Consider the following 17,110-nt stretch of genomic DNA (forward strand, 5'->3'; position numbering starts at 1 on the left):
GATGCTCAGGTGAACCGGAACCAGCGCAGCGCCGCCAACGCGGACAGCACACCCCAAACTGCCAGCACCGCGATTCCGAACCAGTCCACCGACAGCGTCATGGCCTGGGTCAGCGATTCGGTCAACGCGCCCGAGGGGGTCAGTCGCGCCACCCAGCGCAGGGCGGCGGGCACCGGACCGCCTTCCAGCGTCAGCGCGCCCAGTGCGGCGAACACGAACCACAGCAGGTTGGCCAGCGCGAGCACGATCTCCGAGCGCAGCGTGCCGCCGAGCAGCAGGCCCAGGGCGGCGAATGTGGCGGTACCGACCGCGATCACCGCCGCGCCGAGTGCCAGGCCGAGCACCGCGGGCCGCCAGCCCAGGGCGATACCGATGGCGCCCAACAAGACCGACTGCAGGAACACCACGGTCACCACGGCCAGCGCCTTGCCGGCGACGATGCCCCACACCGGAAGTGCGGTGGCGCCCAACCGTTTCAGCGCCCCGTACCGCCGGTCGAAGGCCACCGCGATGGCCTGACCGGTGAAGGCGGTCGAGATGACCGCCAGCGCCACGATCGCCGGGACGAAGGTCGCGGCCCGGTTCTCGCCGAAGTCGCCGAGGGGCAGCAGCGTCAGCCCGACCAGCAGCGTGATCGGGATGAACATGGTCAGCAAGAGTTGTTCGCCGTTGCGCAGCAGCAGTCGCAGTTCCAGACCGTACTGCGCGGTCAGCATCTGGCGGACCCCGGCGGGACGCGGGTCGGGGGAGAAGGTGCCCGCGGCGAAGCGATTGGTCACGGTCACGATCTGAGCTCCCGGCCGGTGAGGTCGAGGAAGACGTCCTCGAGGCTGCGTTGCTCGACGCGCATGTCGGTGGCGAGCACGTTCACCCGGGCGCACCAGGCGGTCACGGTGGCCAGCACCTGCGGGTCGATCTGTCCTTCGACCAGATATTCACCTGCGGCGGCCTCGCTGGCCCGATAGTTCTCCGGCAGCGCGGAGATCAGCAGGGACAGGTCGAGTTTCGGTGGCGCGGTGAAGCGCAACTGGTTCTCCGCGCCGCTTCGCATCAGCTCGGCCGGGGTGCCCGCGGCCACCGTTGTCCCGTGATCGATGATCATCAGCCGGTCCGCCAGCTCCTCGGCCTCGGTCAGCTGGTGGGTGGTCAGCACCACGGTCACCCCGTCGCGGCGCAGGGCGTCGATCAGTTCCCACACCACGATCCGGGCGTGCGCGTCCATGCCGGCGGTCGGCTCGTCGAGGAACACCAACTCCGGGCGGCCGACGACGGCGCAGGCCAGCGCGAGCCGCTGCTGCTGGCCGCCGGACAGCCGGCGGTAGGTGGTCCGGGCCGCATCGGCCAGCCCGAGGGTGTCCAACAGCCACTGCGGGTCCAGCGGGTTGGCGGCGTAGGCGGCCACCAGGTTGAGCATCTCGCCGGCGCGGGCCGCCGGGTATCCGCCGCCGCCCTGCAGCATCACCCCGATCCGCTCGCGCAGTCGGGCGTTGTCGGACGCCGGGTCCAGGCCGAGGATCTCGATGCTGCCCGAATCGGGACGCAGGAAGCCCTCGCACATCTCGACGGTGGTGGTCTTGCCCGCGCCGTTGGGTCCGAGCAGGGCGAAGACCTCGGCGCGGTACACGTCGAGATCGAGGTTGTCCACCGCGGCGGGCGCCGTCGCGGCGCCGTATCTCTTGGTCACGCCGCGCAGGCGTACGACGGCTTCCCGCGAGGAAGCTCCAGAACCGGTGGTCACGGGGATTCAGCGTAGGCGTCGGGTTTGGCCGCCGGTGGCTGCGGTCCGGGTCTGGGGCCGTCCGGGCCGGGATCGGGCCCATTGTCGGGCAGCGGGCGCCACGGCAACCGGCGATAGGTGATGGCGATCAGCAACAGCACGATCACCGCGCTGGCCAGGGTGGCGTCGACGATCTGGAACAGCGCGAACCGGTCGCCGTTGGCCGTGGGCCCGAATATGCCCACCACCAGCGTCATCGCGATCGCCGAGCCACGGAAGCCGGGGCGGGTGGCCCAGGCGGCCAGCGGGATGATCGCCCACAGCAGATACCAGGGCTGCACCACCGGGAACAGCAACACGGTGGCACCCAGCGCCACGCCCAGACCGCCGACGGGATGCAGACGGCCCCGGAACACCGCCAGCAGCAGCCAGCTGACCAGGATTGCGATGATGATCACACCGATGCCGCGGGTCAGCCCCAGCACCGAGGTGGTGTGGTCGCCGAGGCCCAGCAGGATGCCCACCTGACCGGTGCCCAGCGCGATCAGCGTCGGCGGCGACATCCAGGAGCGCACCACGTTGGCGGTCCCCAGGGTGAACAACCAGCCGAACCCCAGCCCACTGGCCCAGCCGATCACCGCCATCACCGCCAGCGACAGCGTGCCGAGGGACAGGCTGGCCGCCAGGAAGGCTTTGATCGTGCCGCCCCAGCGCCATGCCAGCGCCATCCCGACGAATCCCATGGCCAGCAGCGAGGGCAGCTTGACCTGGGAGGACATCGTGATCAGCACGGTACCGATGACGAGCATCGCGGTGGCACGGGCCGGCAGCCGCCAGCTGCCGTCGCGCACCCCGTCGATGCCGCGCAGCGCGAACTCGGTGCCGGCCAGCATCAGGCCCAGCATCAACGCCTCGTTGTGGATGCCGGCCACCAGGTGCATGAACAGCAACGGGTTGCACGGGCCCAGCCACAGCGCGCTGACCTCGTGCACCCCGCAACGCTGGGCCAGCCGCGGGGTGGCCCAGACGATCAGGCCGACGCCGACCAGCACCACGAGCCGGTGGCAGAGCACGGCGGCGACGATGTTGTCCCCGGTGAGCACCGAGATGCCCTCGCCGATCCACAGGAACAGCGGGCCGTACGGGGCCGGGGTCTCCCGCCACAGGCTGGGAACCGAGAGGGTGAACACGTGGTCGAGACCGAGTCCGGGGGCCGGCCCGACCTGATACGGGTCCAGCCCCAGCCGGGCTATCTGGCTCTGCGCCAGGTAGGAGTAGACGTCCTTGCTGTACATCGGCGGGGCGAGCAGCAGCGGTAGGAGCCACAGCATCAGGGTGCGGTCGAGCTGGCTGCGCGACATCCGGTGCGGACCGAGCGCGAATCGGCCCAGCATCAGCCAGGCCAGCGTCATCATGACCGCGCCGGTGGTGGTCATCGTCAGCGACACCGTCTGGATGCGTGACGGCAGGTTGAGCAGCCGGACCCCGAAGGTGGGGTCCTGGACGACCGGGCGCGCACCGGCGCCCAGGGCGCCGATGGCCATGAGTACGGTTCCGGTCGCACCGAAAACCCTGGTGCGGCGCATCGAGATGATCTCGGCGCCGTTCAGCGGGGAGCCGACCGACCGTTCGTCGGCGTGCCAACGGGCGACCGCCGAGCTGAAGGACCCGAGGGCGGTCATGCGAGCAGCGTAGCCGCCGCCGTTCAGCGGCCCGACGGGGTTAGGGTCACCTTGCTGGAACCGCTGAACGAATTCCGTCACAATGGTGTTGTGAAATTCAGCTCGGAGACTTCGGGCGCGGCGACTGCCGCGCTCGCTTCTTCCGTGCCCGCTGAAGGTCACACCCGCAGTGCCATCGTCCAGCTTCTGCTGGAGGGGCCGGTCACCGCCGGGGACATCGGCCGGCAGCTCGGTATCTCGGCTGCGGGTGTCCGCCGCCATCTCGACGCACTGATCGACGCGGGGGACGCCGAGGCCAGCGCCGCGGCGGCCTGGCAGCACAACGGCCGGGGCAGGCCCGCCAAGCGTTACCGGCTCACCGCCGCGGGACGGGCGAAGCTGTCGCACGCCTACGACGATCTGGCGGTCGCCGCGATGCGTCAGCTCCGCGAGATCGGCGGGGACGACGCGGTGCGCACGTTCGCACGGCGCCGCATCGACACCATCCTGGCCGGGGTTCCCGAGGTCGGGGACGCCGGCGCTGATGCCCGGGAGGTCGAGCAGACCGCGGACCGGATGGCCGCCGCGCTGACCGAGGCCGGGTACGCGACCACCACCGCACCGGTGGCCGGTCCGTTGCCCGGTGTGCAGATCTGCCAACATCACTGCCCGGTATCACACGTCGCCGAGGAATTTCCTGAGCTCTGCGACGCTGAACAAGAGGCCTTCGTCGAGATCCTGGGCACCCACGTTCAGCGGCTGGCCACCATCGTCAACGGCGATTTCGCCTGCACCACCCACGTTCCACTGGGCGCCAACCCGGCCGAGCCGGGCAAGCCCACCACCGTTCGGCACGCAGCCCGCGCCGAATCCACCACCACACAAGGAGTGTCGCGATGACCCTCACCCCGGAGACCCCGCTGACCCAGGAAGAGACCATTGCGTCCCTGGGTAAGTACGGCTACGGCTGGTCGGACTCCGATGTCGCCGGCGCAAGTGCCCAGCGCGGCCTGAACGAGGCTGTCGTCCGCGATATCTCGGGGAAGAAGAACGAACCCGAATGGATGCTCGACGTCCGGCTCAAGGCGTTGCGCACCTTCGACAAGAAGCCGATGCCCAACTGGGGGTCGGATCTGGAGGGCATCTTCTTCGACAACATCAAGTACTTCGTGCGCTCCAGCGAGAAGCAGGCCGCCACCTGGGATGACCTGCCCGCCGACATCAAGAACACCTACGACAAGCTCGGCATCCCGGAGGCGGAGAAGCAGCGCCTGGTCTCCGGTGTCGCCGCCCAGTACGAGTCCGAGGTCGTCTACCACTCGATCCGCGAGGATCTGGAGGCCCAGGGCGTCATCTTCCTGGACACCGACTCCGGTCTGCGTGAGCATCCCGAGCTGTTCCGGAAGTACTTCGGCACCGTGATCCCGGCCGGGGACAACAAGTTCTCCGCGCTGAACACCGCGGTGTGGTCGGGTGGCTCGTTCATCTACGTGCCGCCCGGTGTGCACGTCGACATCCCGCTGCAGGCCTACTTCCGGATCAACACCGAGAACATGGGCCAGTTCGAGCGGACCCTGATCATCGTCGACGAGGGCGCCTACGTGCACTACGTCGAGGGCTGCACCGCGCCGATCTACAAGTCCGACTCGCTGCACTCGGCGGTCGTAGAGATCATCGTGAAGCCCGGTGGCCGTTGCCGTTACACGACCATCCAGAACTGGTCCAACAACGTCTACAACCTGGTGACCAAGCGTGCCCGCGCCGAGGCCGGCGCCACCATGGAGTGGGTCGACGGCAACATCGGGTCCAAGGTGACCATGAAGTACCCGGCCGTCTGGATGACCGGTGAGTACGCCAAGGGCGAGGTGCTCTCGGTGGCCTTCGCCGGCGAGGGCCAGCACCAGGACACCGGCGCCAAGATGCTGCACCTGGCCCCGCACACCTCGAGCAACATCGTGTCGAAGTCGGTGGCCCGCGGTGGTGGCCGCGCCTCCTACCGTGGCCTGGTTCAGGTGAACAAGGGTGCGCACGGTTCGAAGTCCAGCGTGAAATGCGATGCGCTGCTGGTGGACAGCATCAGCCGCAGCGACACCTACCCGTATGTCGACATCCGCGAGGACGACGTCACGATGGGCCACGAGGCCACCGTGTCGAAGGTCAGCGAGGATCAGCTGTTCTACCTGATGAGCCGCGGCCTGACCGAGGACGAGGCGATGGCGATGGTGGTGCGCGGGTTCGTCGAACCGATCGCCAAGGAACTCCCGATGGAATACGCGCTTGAGCTCAACCGGCTCATCGAACTGCAGATGGAAGGGGCCGTGGGTTAGTGGCTTCGCAACTCACTCAGGCTTCCGAGGGCGTCGCCAAGCCTGGCTCGGTCCTCAACCTGAACAAGGGCGAACTGTTCGCCTCCTACGACGTCAACGCCTTCGAGGTCCCGGGCGGTCGTGACGAGCTGTGGCGGTTCACCCCGCTGAAGCGGCTGCGCGGCCTGCACGACGGCTCGGCCGCGCCGACCGGTTCCGCGCTCATCGAGGTGACCGAGCGCCCCGGCGTCACGGTGGAGACCGTCGGCCGCGACGACGAGCGCCTCGGCACGGCCGGTGTGCCCACCGACCGCGTTGCCGCCCAGGCATATTCGTCCTTCGGCCAGGCGACCGTGGTGACCGTGGCCCGCGACACCGAGGTGGCCGAGCCGATCGAGATCGTCGTCAACGGCCCCGGTGCGGGCAACGTCGCCTACGGCCATCTGCAGATCCGGGTCGAGGAACTGTCGCGCGCCATCGTGGTGGTGGATCTGCGCGGCAGCGGGACCTACGCGGACAACGTCGAGATCATCGTCGGTGACTCCGCGGGTCTCGGGCTGATCTGGATCGCCGACTGGGCCGACGACACCGTGCACGTCAGCGCGCACCACGCCAAGCTCGGCAAGGACGCCACCCTCGGGCACGTCAACGTCACCCTCGGCGGTGACGTGGTGCGTACCTCGGCCACCGTCCGGTTCACCGCCCCCGGCGGCGACGCCAAGCTGCTCGGCACCTACTTCGCCGATGCCGGCCAGCATTTCGAAGCGCGGCTGCTCGTCGACCATGCGGTGCCCAACTGCAAGTCCGATGTGCTCTACAAGGGTGCCCTGCAGGGGGATCCGGACTCCGACAAGCCCGACGCGCACACCGTGTGGATCGGCGATGTGCTGATCCGGGCCGAGGCCACCGGCACCGACACCTACGAGGCGAACCGCAACCTGGTGCTCACCGACGGGGCCCGGGCCGACTCGGTGCCGAACCTGGAGATCGAGACCGGAGAGATCCTCGGCGCCGGGCACGCCAGTGCCACCGGCCGTTTCGACGATGAGCAGCTGTTCTACCTGCGTGCCCGGGGCATCCCCGAGGACCAGGCCCGCCGGCTGGTGGTGCGCGGGTTCTTCAACGAGATCATCGCGAAGATCGCCGTGCCCGCCGTGCGCGAACGCCTCACCGAAGCCATTGAACGAGAACTAGAGATCACGGAATCGAGAAGCTCCTAACCATGACCACACTGGAAATCAAGGATCTGCACGCATCGGTCGTCACGCCTGACGGTGCCGACATCCCCATCCTGAAGGGTGTCGACCTCACCGTGAGGTCGGGGGAGACCCATGCGGTCATGGGACCCAACGGATCCGGGAAGTCGACACTGTCCTACGCGATCGCCGGGCACCCGAAGTACACGGTCACCTCCGGGTCGATCACCCTCGACGGCCAGGACGTCCTGGAGATGAGCATCGATGAGCGTGCCCGGGCCGGGCTGTTCCTGGCGATGCAGTACCCGGTCGAGGTGCCCGGGGTGTCGATGTCGAACTTCCTGCGCACCGCGGCGACCGCCGTGCGTGGCGAAGCCCCCAAGCTGCGGCACTGGGTCAAAGAGGTCAAGGGCGCCATGGCCGACCTGGAGATCGACGCGACCTTCGGTGAGCGCAGCGTCAACGAGGGCTTCTCCGGCGGCGAGAAGAAGCGCCACGAGATCCTGCAGCTCTCGCTGCTGAAGCCGAAGATCGCCATCCTCGACGAGACCGACTCCGGCCTGGACGTCGACGCGCTGCGCATCGTGAGCGAGGGCGTGAACCGGTACGCCGAGTCGGAGAACGGCGGCCTGCTGCTGATCACCCACTACACCCGGATCCTGCGCTATATCCGTCCGCAGTTCGTGCACGTGTTCTACGACGGCCGCATCATCGAGTCCGGGGGGCCCGAGCTCGCCGATCAGCTCGAAGAGAACGGCTACGAGCGCTTCACCCAGGCAGCATCGACCTCATAGGAGGAACTGGTACATGACCACTACATCCGTCGCTCGCACACTGGATCTGGAAGGGATCGACCGTATCCGGGCCGACTTCCCCATCCTGGACCGGGTGATGCGCGGCGGATGTCAGCTGGCATATCTGGACTCCGGTGCGACGTCGCAGAAACCGTTGGCGGTGTTGGACGCCGAGCGGGCGTTCCTGACCACCTCCAACGGCGCGGTGCACCGGGGCGCGCACCAGTTGATGGAGGAATCCACCGACGCCTATGAACAGGGGCGCGCGGACATCGCGGCCTTCGTGGGCGCCGACGTGGATGAGCTGGTGTTCACCAAGAACGCCACCGAGGCCATCAACCTGGTCGCATACACGTTGGGCGACAACCGGTTCGACCGCGCCGTCGGTCCCGGTGACGTCATCGTCACCACCGAGCTGGAGCACCACGCCAACCTGGTGCCGTGGCAAGAGCTGGCCCGGCGCACCGGAGCCACCCTGCGCTGGTACGGCGTGACCGACGACGGCCGCATCGACCTGGATTCGTTGCAGCTCGACGAGCGGGTGAAGGTGGTGGCGTTCACCCACCATTCGAACGTCACCGGGGCGCTCGCCCCGGTCGAGGAGATCGTCCGGCGGGCCAAGGCGGTCGGCGCGCTGACACTCCTGGACGCCTGCCAGTCGGTGCCGCACCAACCGGTCGACTTCCACGCACTCGATGTCGATTTCGCGGCCTTCTCCGGCCACAAGATGCTGGGACCGACCGGGATCGGTGCGCTGTATGGGCGCCGCGAACTGCTGAATGCGTTGCCCCCGTTCATCACCGGCGGATCCATGATCGAAACCGTGACGATGGAGGAGACCACCTTCGCGGCCGCGCCGCAGCGGTTCGAGGCGGGTACCCCGATGACGTCGCAGGTGGTCGGCCTGGCCGCCGCGGCGCGCTATCTGAGTGCGATCGGCATGCCCGCGGTGCAGGCCCATGAGCAGACGTTGGTCGCCGCCGCGCTGGCCGGCCTGGCCGAGGTGCCCGGTGTCCGGATCATCGGCCCGCAGACCGTCGAACGGCGTTCCTCGCCGGTGAGTTTCGTGCTCGACGGTGTGCACGCCCACGATGTGGGGCAGGTGCTCGACGACGCGGGCGTCGCGGTCCGGGTGGGCCATCACTGCGCGGCGCCGCTGCACCGCCGCTTCGGGATCAGCGCGACCGCCCGCGCCTCGTTCGCGGTCTACAACACCCTCGACGAGGTGGACCGGCTGGTGGCCGGGGTGAAGCGCGCGGTGGAGTTCTTCGGGCGCTGATCTGATGAGACTGGAACAGATGTACCAGGAAGTGATCCTGGACCACTACAAGCACCCGCACCACCGCGGGCTGCGCGAACCGTTCGGCGCCGAGGTGCACCACGTCAACCCGACATGCGGTGACGAGGTGACTCTGCGGGTCGCCCTGTCGGCGGACGGTGAGACGGTCACGGACGTCTCCTACGACGGCCAGGGCTGTTCGATCAGTCAGGCCGCCACCTCGGTGCTCACCGATCAGGTGATCGGCCAGAGCGTCGGTGATGCGCTCAAGACCGTCGCCGCCTTCACCGAGATGATCTCCTCGCGCGGCAACGTCGAGGGCGATGAAGACGTGATCGGGGATGGCATCGCCTTCGCCGGCGTATCCAAGTATCCGGCCAGGGTGAAATGTGCACTACTGGGTTGGACGGCTTTCAAGGCCGCAGTGGCCGAGGCCAGCGATGACATGGAGGACAAACGATGAGTGACGCTGCTGAAGGCACCCAGTCTGCGGCGCCGGCCGACGAGGCGTTCCTCGCCGACGTCGAAGAGGCCATGCGCGACGTGGTGGACCCCGAACTCGGGATCAATGTCGTCGACCTCGGCCTGGTGTACGGGCTCAACGTCGAGGAGGGGGACAGCGGTCCGGTCGCGCTCATCGACATGACGCTGACCTCGGCGGCCTGCCCGCTCACCGATGTCATCGAGGACCAGACCCGCACCGCGCTGGTGGGCGCCGGCCTGGTCAACGACATCAAGCTCAACTGGGTGTGGAACCCGCCGTGGGGTCCGGACAAGATCACCGACGACGGCCGCGAGCAGTTGCGGGCGCTGGGCTTCACCGTCTGATCGCCGTGCACCCGGCGACGCGCGGTTTGAATTCAATCCGGTTCAACCGGTCCACTCCCGCAGGGGCTTGCCGCGCCGCGAGGGCGTGCTGCCGGGTATGTAGTGTTCCGCGCTCCCGAACCCGATTGGTAGCCCCCACTTTCCGTATTCGTTCCGTTATCGTGGGCCGACCCGGTCGGGGCACGGATCAGTCGAGGGCGCTCGACGGGCCGCCGACTGTCATGGCGAATCGGAGGAACGGTCAATGAGGCGCGACACAGCAGGCCGACGCAGGGCAAGTGCGGTTGTGACACCGCTCGATTCGATGCTGGAGCCGCGGTGTCCGCACGCCCCGGCGCCGACCGCCCTGCCGTACGGGCTGCGCTACTGGATCACCGGTGGTCTGGGTGCACTCGGAGTCGGCCTGGCGCTGTCGTTTTCCGCGGGCACCGCGGCCGCAGCCCCCGCGGACGGCAACGACGGCGGCACAACGTCCAGCTCCTCGACATCGCCCTCACGACCGGACCGCACATCGGCGGCCACCGGTTCCGACCGTGCCGGAACCTCCACGGGTCGCGCGAATCCCGGACGGAAGTCCGTGCGGACGGTACGCACGGCCGGCCCGACCGCGCGCGCCACCGCCGAATCGAGCAGCGAACCAACAGAATCCGACGAGGAAACCGTGCCCGTCGCCGAGCCGGGCAGCGGCGACGGCGGGACCGTGCCGGAACCCGTCGACCAGACGACGTCGGCCCCCGATTCCGATACCGATTCCGATACCGATTCCACTTCCGGCGCCGCACCGGCCGGCGAGAAGTCCTCGTCTGCAACAACTTCGGGGCGCCCGAGCGTGACGAGCGCGTCTCGCCAGACGGCCGCGAAGTCGGTCGACGAAGACGCCGGCGAGCAGTCCGGGGTGACAGTGTCCGCAGCCTCGCTGCGCACCGTCGCGGCCGGCGCATCGGTGCCCGCGGAGGCGGCCGTAACAGCGGCCGGCGCCCCGGCGATCCCCGGCGCGGCGGCACTGGTCAACGGACGAGTGGTGGTCGGGACGATCATCGTCGACATCCTCAACGGCTTCGGGCTGCCGGTGCCCGGCCAATGGGCACGCCTGGTGCCGATCAACCTGCCTTCCCAGATCGAGGTGTGGTGGTTCACCGCCCGGCGCAGCATCTACGGCGGTGTGGGGCCGGACCCGGGCGGTCCCGGACAACCCGGCAACCCGGGTGGGCTGACGCTGCTGTGGGAGACCAACTTCACCGACCGCGAAGAAGCCATGCGGTACTGGACGTACCAGACCGGGCGGTGGGGGGCCTCGGCCGGCGACAACCAGTACTACACCGACGGGGCCAACGACTTCATCGACGCCGACGGCAACCTGGTCATCGAGGCCCGGCGCGAGACTCCGCCCGACGGTGCGGGCGCCCCGTACAACTACACGTCCGCGCGGATGGTGACGCTCGACAAGCAGACCGTCTCGGTGGGCAGCCGGATCGTGGCGCGCATCCAGATGCCCACCGATCAGGGCACGCTGCCCGCGTTCTGGACCCTGGGCGCCGAGCCCGGTCACGAGTACAACTTCCCGCGCCAGGGGGAGATCGACATCATCGAGCTTGCGGGGCAGGGCACCGAGGCGTCGAAGCAGACCTGGGTAGGTAACCTGCACGGTCCGGCGCACTGGGACGAGAACGTGGAGATCAAGATCCAGGGCTTGGGCGGCGACCTCGGCGAGCCCGCGTCCAACGGTTTCCGCGAGTACGGCATCGACTGGCACAGCGACCGGATCGTCTGGCACATCGACGGTGTGGAGGTGGCCCAGTACACCCAGCAGCAGTGGGAAGCCCTGGGCGGCGATTGGACGCCGTTCTCCGGCGCCTACGACCACTACCTGGTCCTGAACATCGCAGTGGGCAACAACTGGACGGGTGATCCGCCGGCCGACCAACCGTTCCATTCCCAGATGAAGGTGGACTGGGTCAAGGTCTATTCGTTGGACAGCGTTACGGTCTGACGTGATCGGGCAATACTGGGAATTGGCAGCATCGCCCCAACGTTAGGAAGACTGTGAGTACAAAGGACATCACCGCAGCAGAATTCAAGGCGATCGTCGACGAGAACGACATCGTCCTCGTCGACTTCTGGGCATCGTGGTGCGGTCCGTGCCGTGCCTTCGCCCCGACGTTCGGTGCGTCTGCGGACAAGCATCCCGACATCGTGCACGCCAAGGTCGACACCGAGGCCGAGCCCGAGCTGGCCCAGGCCGCCGAGATCCAGGCGATCCCGACGCTGATGGCATTCAAGAACGGTCATCAGGTGTTCCGCCAGTCCGGTGCACTCGGCCCGGCGCAGCTCGAGGAACTGATCACCAAGATCAAAGAGTTCGACATCGACGCGGCCATCGCCTCGCAGCAGAACTGACGCTGTCCTCAGAGGGCGGCGAGCGCTGCCCGCAGTCGCCCCTCGAGATCCCCGACGCCGGTCAGATACAGCGGGCCGGCGCCGTCAGAGAGCACTCTGCGCAGCCGGGCGACCCCTCTGGCGCTGACGGCCCGGGGCGCACGTAACCGCGCGACGACCTCGTTGATGGTCTGCTCGGATGCCCTGACGTTCGCGGCGTGGACGGGCACATGCGCAATCCGCCGGCCCCGGCCGGCGCCGGTGACGATTCCGTCCAGTGCCCGCACGATGCACCGGCGTTCCCGATCGGACTCCAGCCGCGCGGCGTGCAGGGCCGCGGCGCTGCCGGGTGCGCCGAAGAAGCCGAGGGAAAGTTCGCCGTCCAGCCGGTCGGCGCACAGTCGTGCGGTGATCCGGGCGGCTAACGTCCCGACTTCCGGGGCGTCTACTCGGGTGTCTCGTGTGTGTGGCATGGTGCCGTTCCTTTGGGGCCGGTGGCCGAGAACTGGGGTAGTTGGTAGCCGCGAATATGGGGTCGGATCTCGCAGCGGGCAGACCTGAGGGCAAAGGTCAGGACCTGATGGTCCCGGGCGCCCGCGATGCCGTCGGCACTGACCAACATCACGGACTGCCGTCCGTCGGGAAGCACGGGCCCGAGGGTGACCCCCTGAAACCTGCCCAGCGGCGGGAGGCCGGGTTCCGCGGCGAAATCCAGCACTTTGGTCTTGGTCACCACGCGGACGGTCTGCCCGTCGAGGGCGGGCCGGTCCAGGACGTTGTCCGCGTCGCCGACCGTGGCGTGGAAGATCCGCGCCGACTTGGGGCCGCTGCCGCGCTCGACTGCAAGAAAGCTGGAGTCGTCCAGGGCCAGCAGATCAGACAGTCCGTTTTCGCTTTCGGCTCCGGTCGACGGGTCGAGCGGGTACGCGTATTGCGCGGTGGCGGTGCGAGTATCGGGATCGAACCGGGTGATTCGGGTCAGTGCCCCGCGCGCCGGCGTGGGCAGCGGCCCGTCTTGGAGCAGGGGGCCCCGCATCGCCGCCCACAGCCAGCGGCCGGTGGGGGTGAGGGCCAGGCCGGTCAGGGTGTGGTCCGCGCGGACACGGTGGGAACCGGAAGCCCGCAGCGCGCGCGGCAAAGTGAACGTCCCCAGCGTCAACCCGTGGATGTCGGCGACGCGGATCGTCGGGTTCTCCCCGTCGCTCATCGGTTCGCCTGCGCTCGACCAGTAGAGCCGGTTTCGCCGGGGATCGGCCGCAATCGCCTCGGCCCCGGAGGTGGCGATCCACCGTTTCAGGTTGATACTCGGGATATCCGAGGCGGTCCCGCTGACAGTGGTCCACGAGTGTGACCGCAGGACCTGAACAGAGCGAACTCCGTCGCTGTGCAACCGCATCCGGGTGACATGAAAACCCGGGTTGAGATCTGCGGACGGGGTGGCGGACCCAGCGCCGGGGTCGGCGAGGCCGGCCAGGTAGAACACGTCGTGTTCGGAGTCGTAGCCGACGGCGGACAACCCCCCGGTGCCGCCGTCCGCCGTGAGCACCCGCGCCTCCTGATGCCGGCCGAGGTAATCGAGGGCTATCGGCGAGGTGATCGTCGACGCACATCCGGCCAGTGCCGACGAGGTGGCCACCAAACACATCGCCAGGGCGGCACCCGCTCGGCGCTTCACGTCAGCACCCCCCGGGTTCGGTCGACTGTCGGAGGACGGCATCGGGTCACTCTCCTGATGTAGATCGGTCGGAAGATCGGTTCTCGCCGAGTCGGTTTCGGCGCTTCCCGGCGGGAGGCGCACATTGCAGACAGCACACAGGTAACGCGCTCGAGGCTCGGTACGGCAGGCCGAGGTTGTCCTAGGTGACGCGGGACCACCTACGGGAGCGCGCGTCGGCCGGCGTTGCGTCAGATCATGGTCAGCGTGACCGTGACCATGACGGTGATCAGCGCGAGGGTCGACAGGATCGAGATGATGGTGCGCTTGACCGGGTCGACGTCTGGCATCGGATCTTTTGTCACCAGACGATCGTCTTGCCATCTCGACGGCCCAACCAGGCCGTGGTTCCACTGGTCCCGGCAGGGCCACTCTCACGTGCCGGGCCCCCGGCTCCGCGGGGCCGCGATAACGTGCTTCTCGTGTCTGAGTACAGCGATTACGTCCTCGTCGACCACCCGGTGCCCGGCGTGGCGTTGGTCACCCTGAACCGGCCCGAACGGATGAACTCGATGGCGTTCGACGTCATGGTTCCGTTGCGTTCGGTGATCGCCGACCTGCACCACGACAACTCGGTGCGGGTGGTGATTCTCACAGGCGCGGGCCGCGGATTCTCCTCCGGAGCCGACCACAAGTCGGCCGGGTCGGTGCCGCACGTCGACGGGCTGACCCGTCCGTCGTTCGCGCTGCGCTCCATGGAAGTGCTCGACGACGTCATCCTGGGGCTGCGCCGGCTGCATCAGCCGGTGATCGCCGCGGTCAACGGCGCGGCCATCGGCGGGGGCCTGTGCCTGGCCCTGGCCTGCGACATCAGGGTCGCCGCGGCCGGCGCCTACTTCCGGGCCGCCGGCATCAACAACGGGCTGACGGCCAGCGAGCTCGGCCTGTCCTATCTGCTGCCCCGGGCGATCGGGGCGTCGCGGGCCTTCGAGATCATGCTCACCGGCCGCGACGTCGGTGCCGCCGAGGCCGAACGCATCGGGCTGGTGTCCAGCGTCACCCCCGAGGATGAGCTGTTGGCGCGCTGTCTGGAGATGGCGCGCGGCATCGCGGCCTTCTCCCGGCCGGGAATCGAATTGACCAAGCGCACACTTTGGAGTGGACTAGACGCCGGTAGCCTGGAAGGTCACATGCAGGCTGAGGGCCTGGGCCAGCTCTACGTGCGTCTACTCACCGCCAATTTCGAGGAAGCGGTTGCCGCGCGCGCGCAGAACAGGCCCCCGGCCTTCACCGACGACAAGTAGTTCACACACCACATGAGGAGGTAGTTGCGTGATCACCGCAACGGACCTGGAGGTCCGCGCCGGGGCGCGCACACTGCTGTCCATCGAGGGTTCGGCGCTGCGGATCCAGCCCGGTGACCGGATCGGCCTGGTCGGCCGCAACGGCGCAGGCAAGACCACCACGATGCGCATTCTGGCCGGCGAGGGCGAGCCCTACGCCGGATCGGTGGAGTCCACCGGAGAGATCGGCTACCTGCCGCAGGATCCGCGGGAGGGCGACCTGGACGTCCTGGCCCGCGATCGGGTGCTCTCCGCGCGCGGCCTGGACACCCTGCTGGCCGACCTGGAGAAGCAGCAGACGCTGATGGCCGAGGTCGCCGACGACGACGCCCGGGACAAGGCGGTCCGCCGCTACGGCCAACTGGAGGAACGCTTCTCCGCTCTCGGTGGTTACGCGGCCGAGAGCGAGGCCGGTCGTATCTGCGCGAGCCTGGGGCTACCCGACCGGGTGCTGACCCAGCAGTTGCGCACCCTCTCCGGTGGCCAGCGCCGTCGGGTGGAGCTGGCCCGAATCCTGTTCGCGGCGTCGGACACCGGTTCCGGGTCGGCGACCACGCTATTGCTCGACGAGCCCACCAACCACCTCGATGCCGACTCGATCGGCTGGCTGCGTGGCTTCCTGCAGAACCATGCCGGCGGCCTCGTGGTGATCAGTCACGACGTGGATCTGCTGGCCGATGTGGTGAACCGGGTGTGGTTCCTGGACGCGGTGCGCGGTGAGGCCGACGTCTACAACATGGGGTGGAAGAAGTACCTGGATGCCCGGGCCACCGACGAGCAGCGCCGCCGACGCGAACGCGCCAACGCCGAGAAGAAGGCCGGCGCGCTGCGCGCACAGGCGGCCAAGATGGGCGCCAAGGCGACCAAAGCCGTTGCCGCCCAGAACATGCTGCGCCGAGCCGAGCGGATGATCGCCGAACTCGACGACGAACGGGTGGCCGACAAGGTGGCCCGGATCAAGTTCCCGACGCCGGCGCCCTGCGGTAAGACACCGCTGGTGGCCAAGGGCCTGACCAAGACCTACGGCTCGCTGGAGATCTTCACCGGGGTGGATCTCGCCATCGACCGCGGCTCGCGGGTGGTGGTGCTCGGCCTCAACGGCGCGGGCAAGACCACGCTGCTGCGACTGCTGGCCGGCACCGAAGCCGCCGATGCGGGCGCCATCGAACCCGGGCACGGACTCAAGATCGGCTACTTCGCCCAGGAGCACGACACCCTCGACAACGAGGCGACGGTCTGGGAGAACATCCGGCATGCCGCCCCGGACACCGGGGAGCAGGATCTGCGAGGTCTGTTGGGCGCGTTCATGTTCACCGGTCCGCAGCTCGAACAGCCTGCGGGCACGCTGTCCGGCGGTGAGAAGACCCGGCTGGCGCTGGCCGGGCTGGTCGCATCCACCGCCAACGTGTTGCTGCTCGACGAGCCGACCAACAACCTGGACCCCGCGTCGCGCGAGCAGGTGCTCGACGCGCTGCGCAGTTACCAGGGCGCGGTCGTGCTGGTGACCCACGATCCGGGCGCCGCCGAGGCACTGGACCCGCAGCGGGTGGTGTTGCTGCCCGACGGCACCGAGGACTTCTGGTCCACCGAGTACCGGGATCTCATCGAGCTGGCATAGGGCTGTTCGCAAGGCAATTCGGGCGCTCCCACCCGTCCTGTTTGTGTGCCTAGCAGTCTGGGTATGCGCACCACTGCATCGCGAAGTGGGGAGATGTCGATGAAGGAAACGAACAAGTCTCGTGAACAGATCCTGACCGACCTGCGCAGCGCGTACGAACGTGGTGCGAGTATCAGGTCGTTGGTGGCCGAAACCGGACGATCGTACGGATCGGTGCACAGCATGCTGCGTGAATCGGGGACCCGGATGCGCAGCCGTGGGGGACCGAACCACCGGAAGGCGAGCTGACCGCGGCGGTCCGGGTCACTGGACGCCACCGCCGGTGGCGCAGAATCACT

17 protein-coding genes are annotated in these 17,110 nt (G+C 68.4%); 12 read left to right on the forward strand and 5 right to left on the reverse strand.

Annotated features, from left to right (window positions below; translation table 11 throughout):
- Nucleotides 1-5 precede the first annotated feature (5 nt).
- Genes K0O62_RS13645 through mptB form a run of 3 tightly spaced genes read right to left on the reverse strand, consistent with a single transcriptional unit; the run spans nt 6 to nt 3,399 of the window.
- On the reverse strand, nt 6-779 hold the full coding sequence (locus K0O62_RS13645; RefSeq protein WP_073855292.1) for an ABC transporter permease: 774 nt from the start codon (nt 777-779) through the stop codon (nt 6-8).
- A 2-nt stretch (nt 780-781) separates the two neighbouring features.
- Nucleotides 782-1,738 (reverse strand): ABC transporter ATP-binding protein, encoded by a 957-nt coding sequence (locus K0O62_RS13650; RefSeq protein ID WP_073854742.1) that lies wholly within the window; start codon nt 1,736-1,738, stop codon nt 782-784.
- Nucleotides 1,735-3,399, reverse strand: coding sequence for a polyprenol phosphomannose-dependent alpha 1,6 mannosyltransferase MptB (mptB, locus tag K0O62_RS13655; RefSeq protein WP_073854744.1), 1,665 nt, complete (start codon nt 3,397-3,399; stop codon nt 1,735-1,737). Before mptB ends, K0O62_RS13650 begins: the two co-directional genes overlap by 4 nt.
- Before the next feature lie 90 nt (nt 3,400-3,489).
- Here mptB and K0O62_RS13660 point away from each other — a divergent pair, with 90 nt between their 5' ends.
- The 9 genes from K0O62_RS13660 (at nt 3,490) to trxA (ending at nt 12,178) form a co-directional block, all read left to right on the forward strand.
- Complete coding sequence (locus K0O62_RS13660) at nt 3,490-4,278, forward strand: helix-turn-helix transcriptional regulator (protein ID WP_073855293.1); 789 nt, start codon at nt 3,490-3,492, stop codon at nt 4,276-4,278.
- On the forward strand, nt 4,275-5,705 hold the full coding sequence (gene sufB / locus K0O62_RS13665; RefSeq protein WP_073854746.1) for a Fe-S cluster assembly protein SufB: 1,431 nt from the start codon (nt 4,275-4,277) through the stop codon (nt 5,703-5,705). The genes K0O62_RS13660 and sufB overlap by 4 nt, the downstream gene beginning before the upstream one ends.
- On the forward strand, nt 5,705-6,904 hold the full coding sequence (gene sufD, locus K0O62_RS13670; protein WP_073854748.1) for a Fe-S cluster assembly protein SufD: 1,200 nt from the start codon (nt 5,705-5,707) through the stop codon (nt 6,902-6,904). Before sufB ends, sufD begins: the two co-directional genes overlap by 1 nt.
- A gap of 2 nt (nt 6,905-6,906) precedes the next feature.
- Nucleotides 6,907-7,674: a Fe-S cluster assembly ATPase SufC gene (gene sufC, locus K0O62_RS13675; protein ID WP_073854750.1), complete on the forward strand. Its 768-nt coding sequence runs from the start codon at nt 6,907-6,909 to the stop codon at nt 7,672-7,674.
- 13 nt (nt 7,675-7,687) lie between these two features.
- Nucleotides 7,688-8,953 (forward strand): cysteine desulfurase, encoded by a 1,266-nt coding sequence (locus K0O62_RS13680; protein ID WP_073854752.1) that lies wholly within the window; start codon nt 7,688-7,690, stop codon nt 8,951-8,953.
- A gap of 4 nt (nt 8,954-8,957) precedes the next feature.
- The gene (gene sufU / locus K0O62_RS13685) at nt 8,958-9,416 is read left to right on the forward strand and encodes a Fe-S cluster assembly sulfur transfer protein SufU (RefSeq protein WP_073854754.1); all 459 of its coding nucleotides are present in this window, start codon (nt 8,958-8,960) and stop codon (nt 9,414-9,416) included.
- Entirely contained in the window at nt 9,413-9,781 is a 369-nt protein-coding gene (locus K0O62_RS13690) for a metal-sulfur cluster assembly factor (protein WP_073854756.1), read from the forward strand. Before sufU ends, K0O62_RS13690 begins: the two co-directional genes overlap by 4 nt.
- Before the next feature lie 286 nt (nt 9,782-10,067).
- Nucleotides 10,068-11,771, forward strand: coding sequence for a family 16 glycosylhydrolase (locus tag K0O62_RS28655; protein WP_234799987.1), 1,704 nt, complete (start codon nt 10,068-10,070; stop codon nt 11,769-11,771).
- 53 nt (nt 11,772-11,824) lie between these two features.
- A complete protein-coding gene (gene trxA / locus K0O62_RS13700; RefSeq protein WP_073854758.1) occupies nt 11,825-12,178 on the forward strand; it encodes a thioredoxin in 354 nt (117 codons plus the stop codon).
- 8 nt (nt 12,179-12,186) lie between these two features.
- On the opposite strand, the gene K0O62_RS13705 is transcribed toward trxA, so the two are convergent.
- On the reverse strand, nt 12,187-12,630 hold the full coding sequence (locus K0O62_RS13705) for a hypothetical protein (protein ID WP_073854760.1): 444 nt from the start codon (nt 12,628-12,630) through the stop codon (nt 12,187-12,189).
- Nucleotides 12,603-13,832 (reverse strand): esterase-like activity of phytase family protein, encoded by a 1,230-nt coding sequence (locus K0O62_RS13710; RefSeq protein WP_073854762.1) that lies wholly within the window; start codon nt 13,830-13,832, stop codon nt 12,603-12,605. Before K0O62_RS13710 ends, K0O62_RS13705 begins: the two co-directional genes overlap by 28 nt.
- A 461-nt stretch (nt 13,833-14,293) precedes the next feature.
- Here K0O62_RS13710 and K0O62_RS13715 point away from each other — a divergent pair, with 461 nt between their 5' ends.
- The 3 genes from K0O62_RS13715 to K0O62_RS13725 all read left to right on the forward strand — a co-directional run bounded on the left by K0O62_RS13715 (nt 14,294) and on the right by K0O62_RS13725 (nt 17,060).
- A complete protein-coding gene (locus K0O62_RS13715; RefSeq protein ID WP_097933516.1) occupies nt 14,294-15,115 on the forward strand; it encodes an enoyl-CoA hydratase in 822 nt (273 codons plus the stop codon).
- Between the two features lie 28 nt (nt 15,116-15,143).
- On the forward strand, nt 15,144-16,772 hold the full coding sequence (locus K0O62_RS13720; protein ID WP_073854766.1) for an ABC-F family ATP-binding cassette domain-containing protein: 1,629 nt from the start codon (nt 15,144-15,146) through the stop codon (nt 16,770-16,772).
- Nucleotides 16,773-16,871: 99 nt separating this feature from the next.
- Nucleotides 16,872-17,060 carry a helix-turn-helix domain-containing protein gene (locus K0O62_RS13725; RefSeq protein ID WP_073855295.1) on the forward strand — a complete coding sequence of 63 codons (189 nt, stop codon included), beginning with the start codon at nt 16,872-16,874 and terminating at the stop codon, nt 17,058-17,060.
- Nucleotides 17,061-17,110: the final 50 nt, after the last annotated feature.

It is taken from the genome of Mycolicibacterium diernhoferi, from assembly GCF_019456655.1.
GTDB lineage: Bacteria > Actinomycetota > Actinomycetes > Mycobacteriales > Mycobacteriaceae > Mycobacterium > Mycobacterium diernhoferi.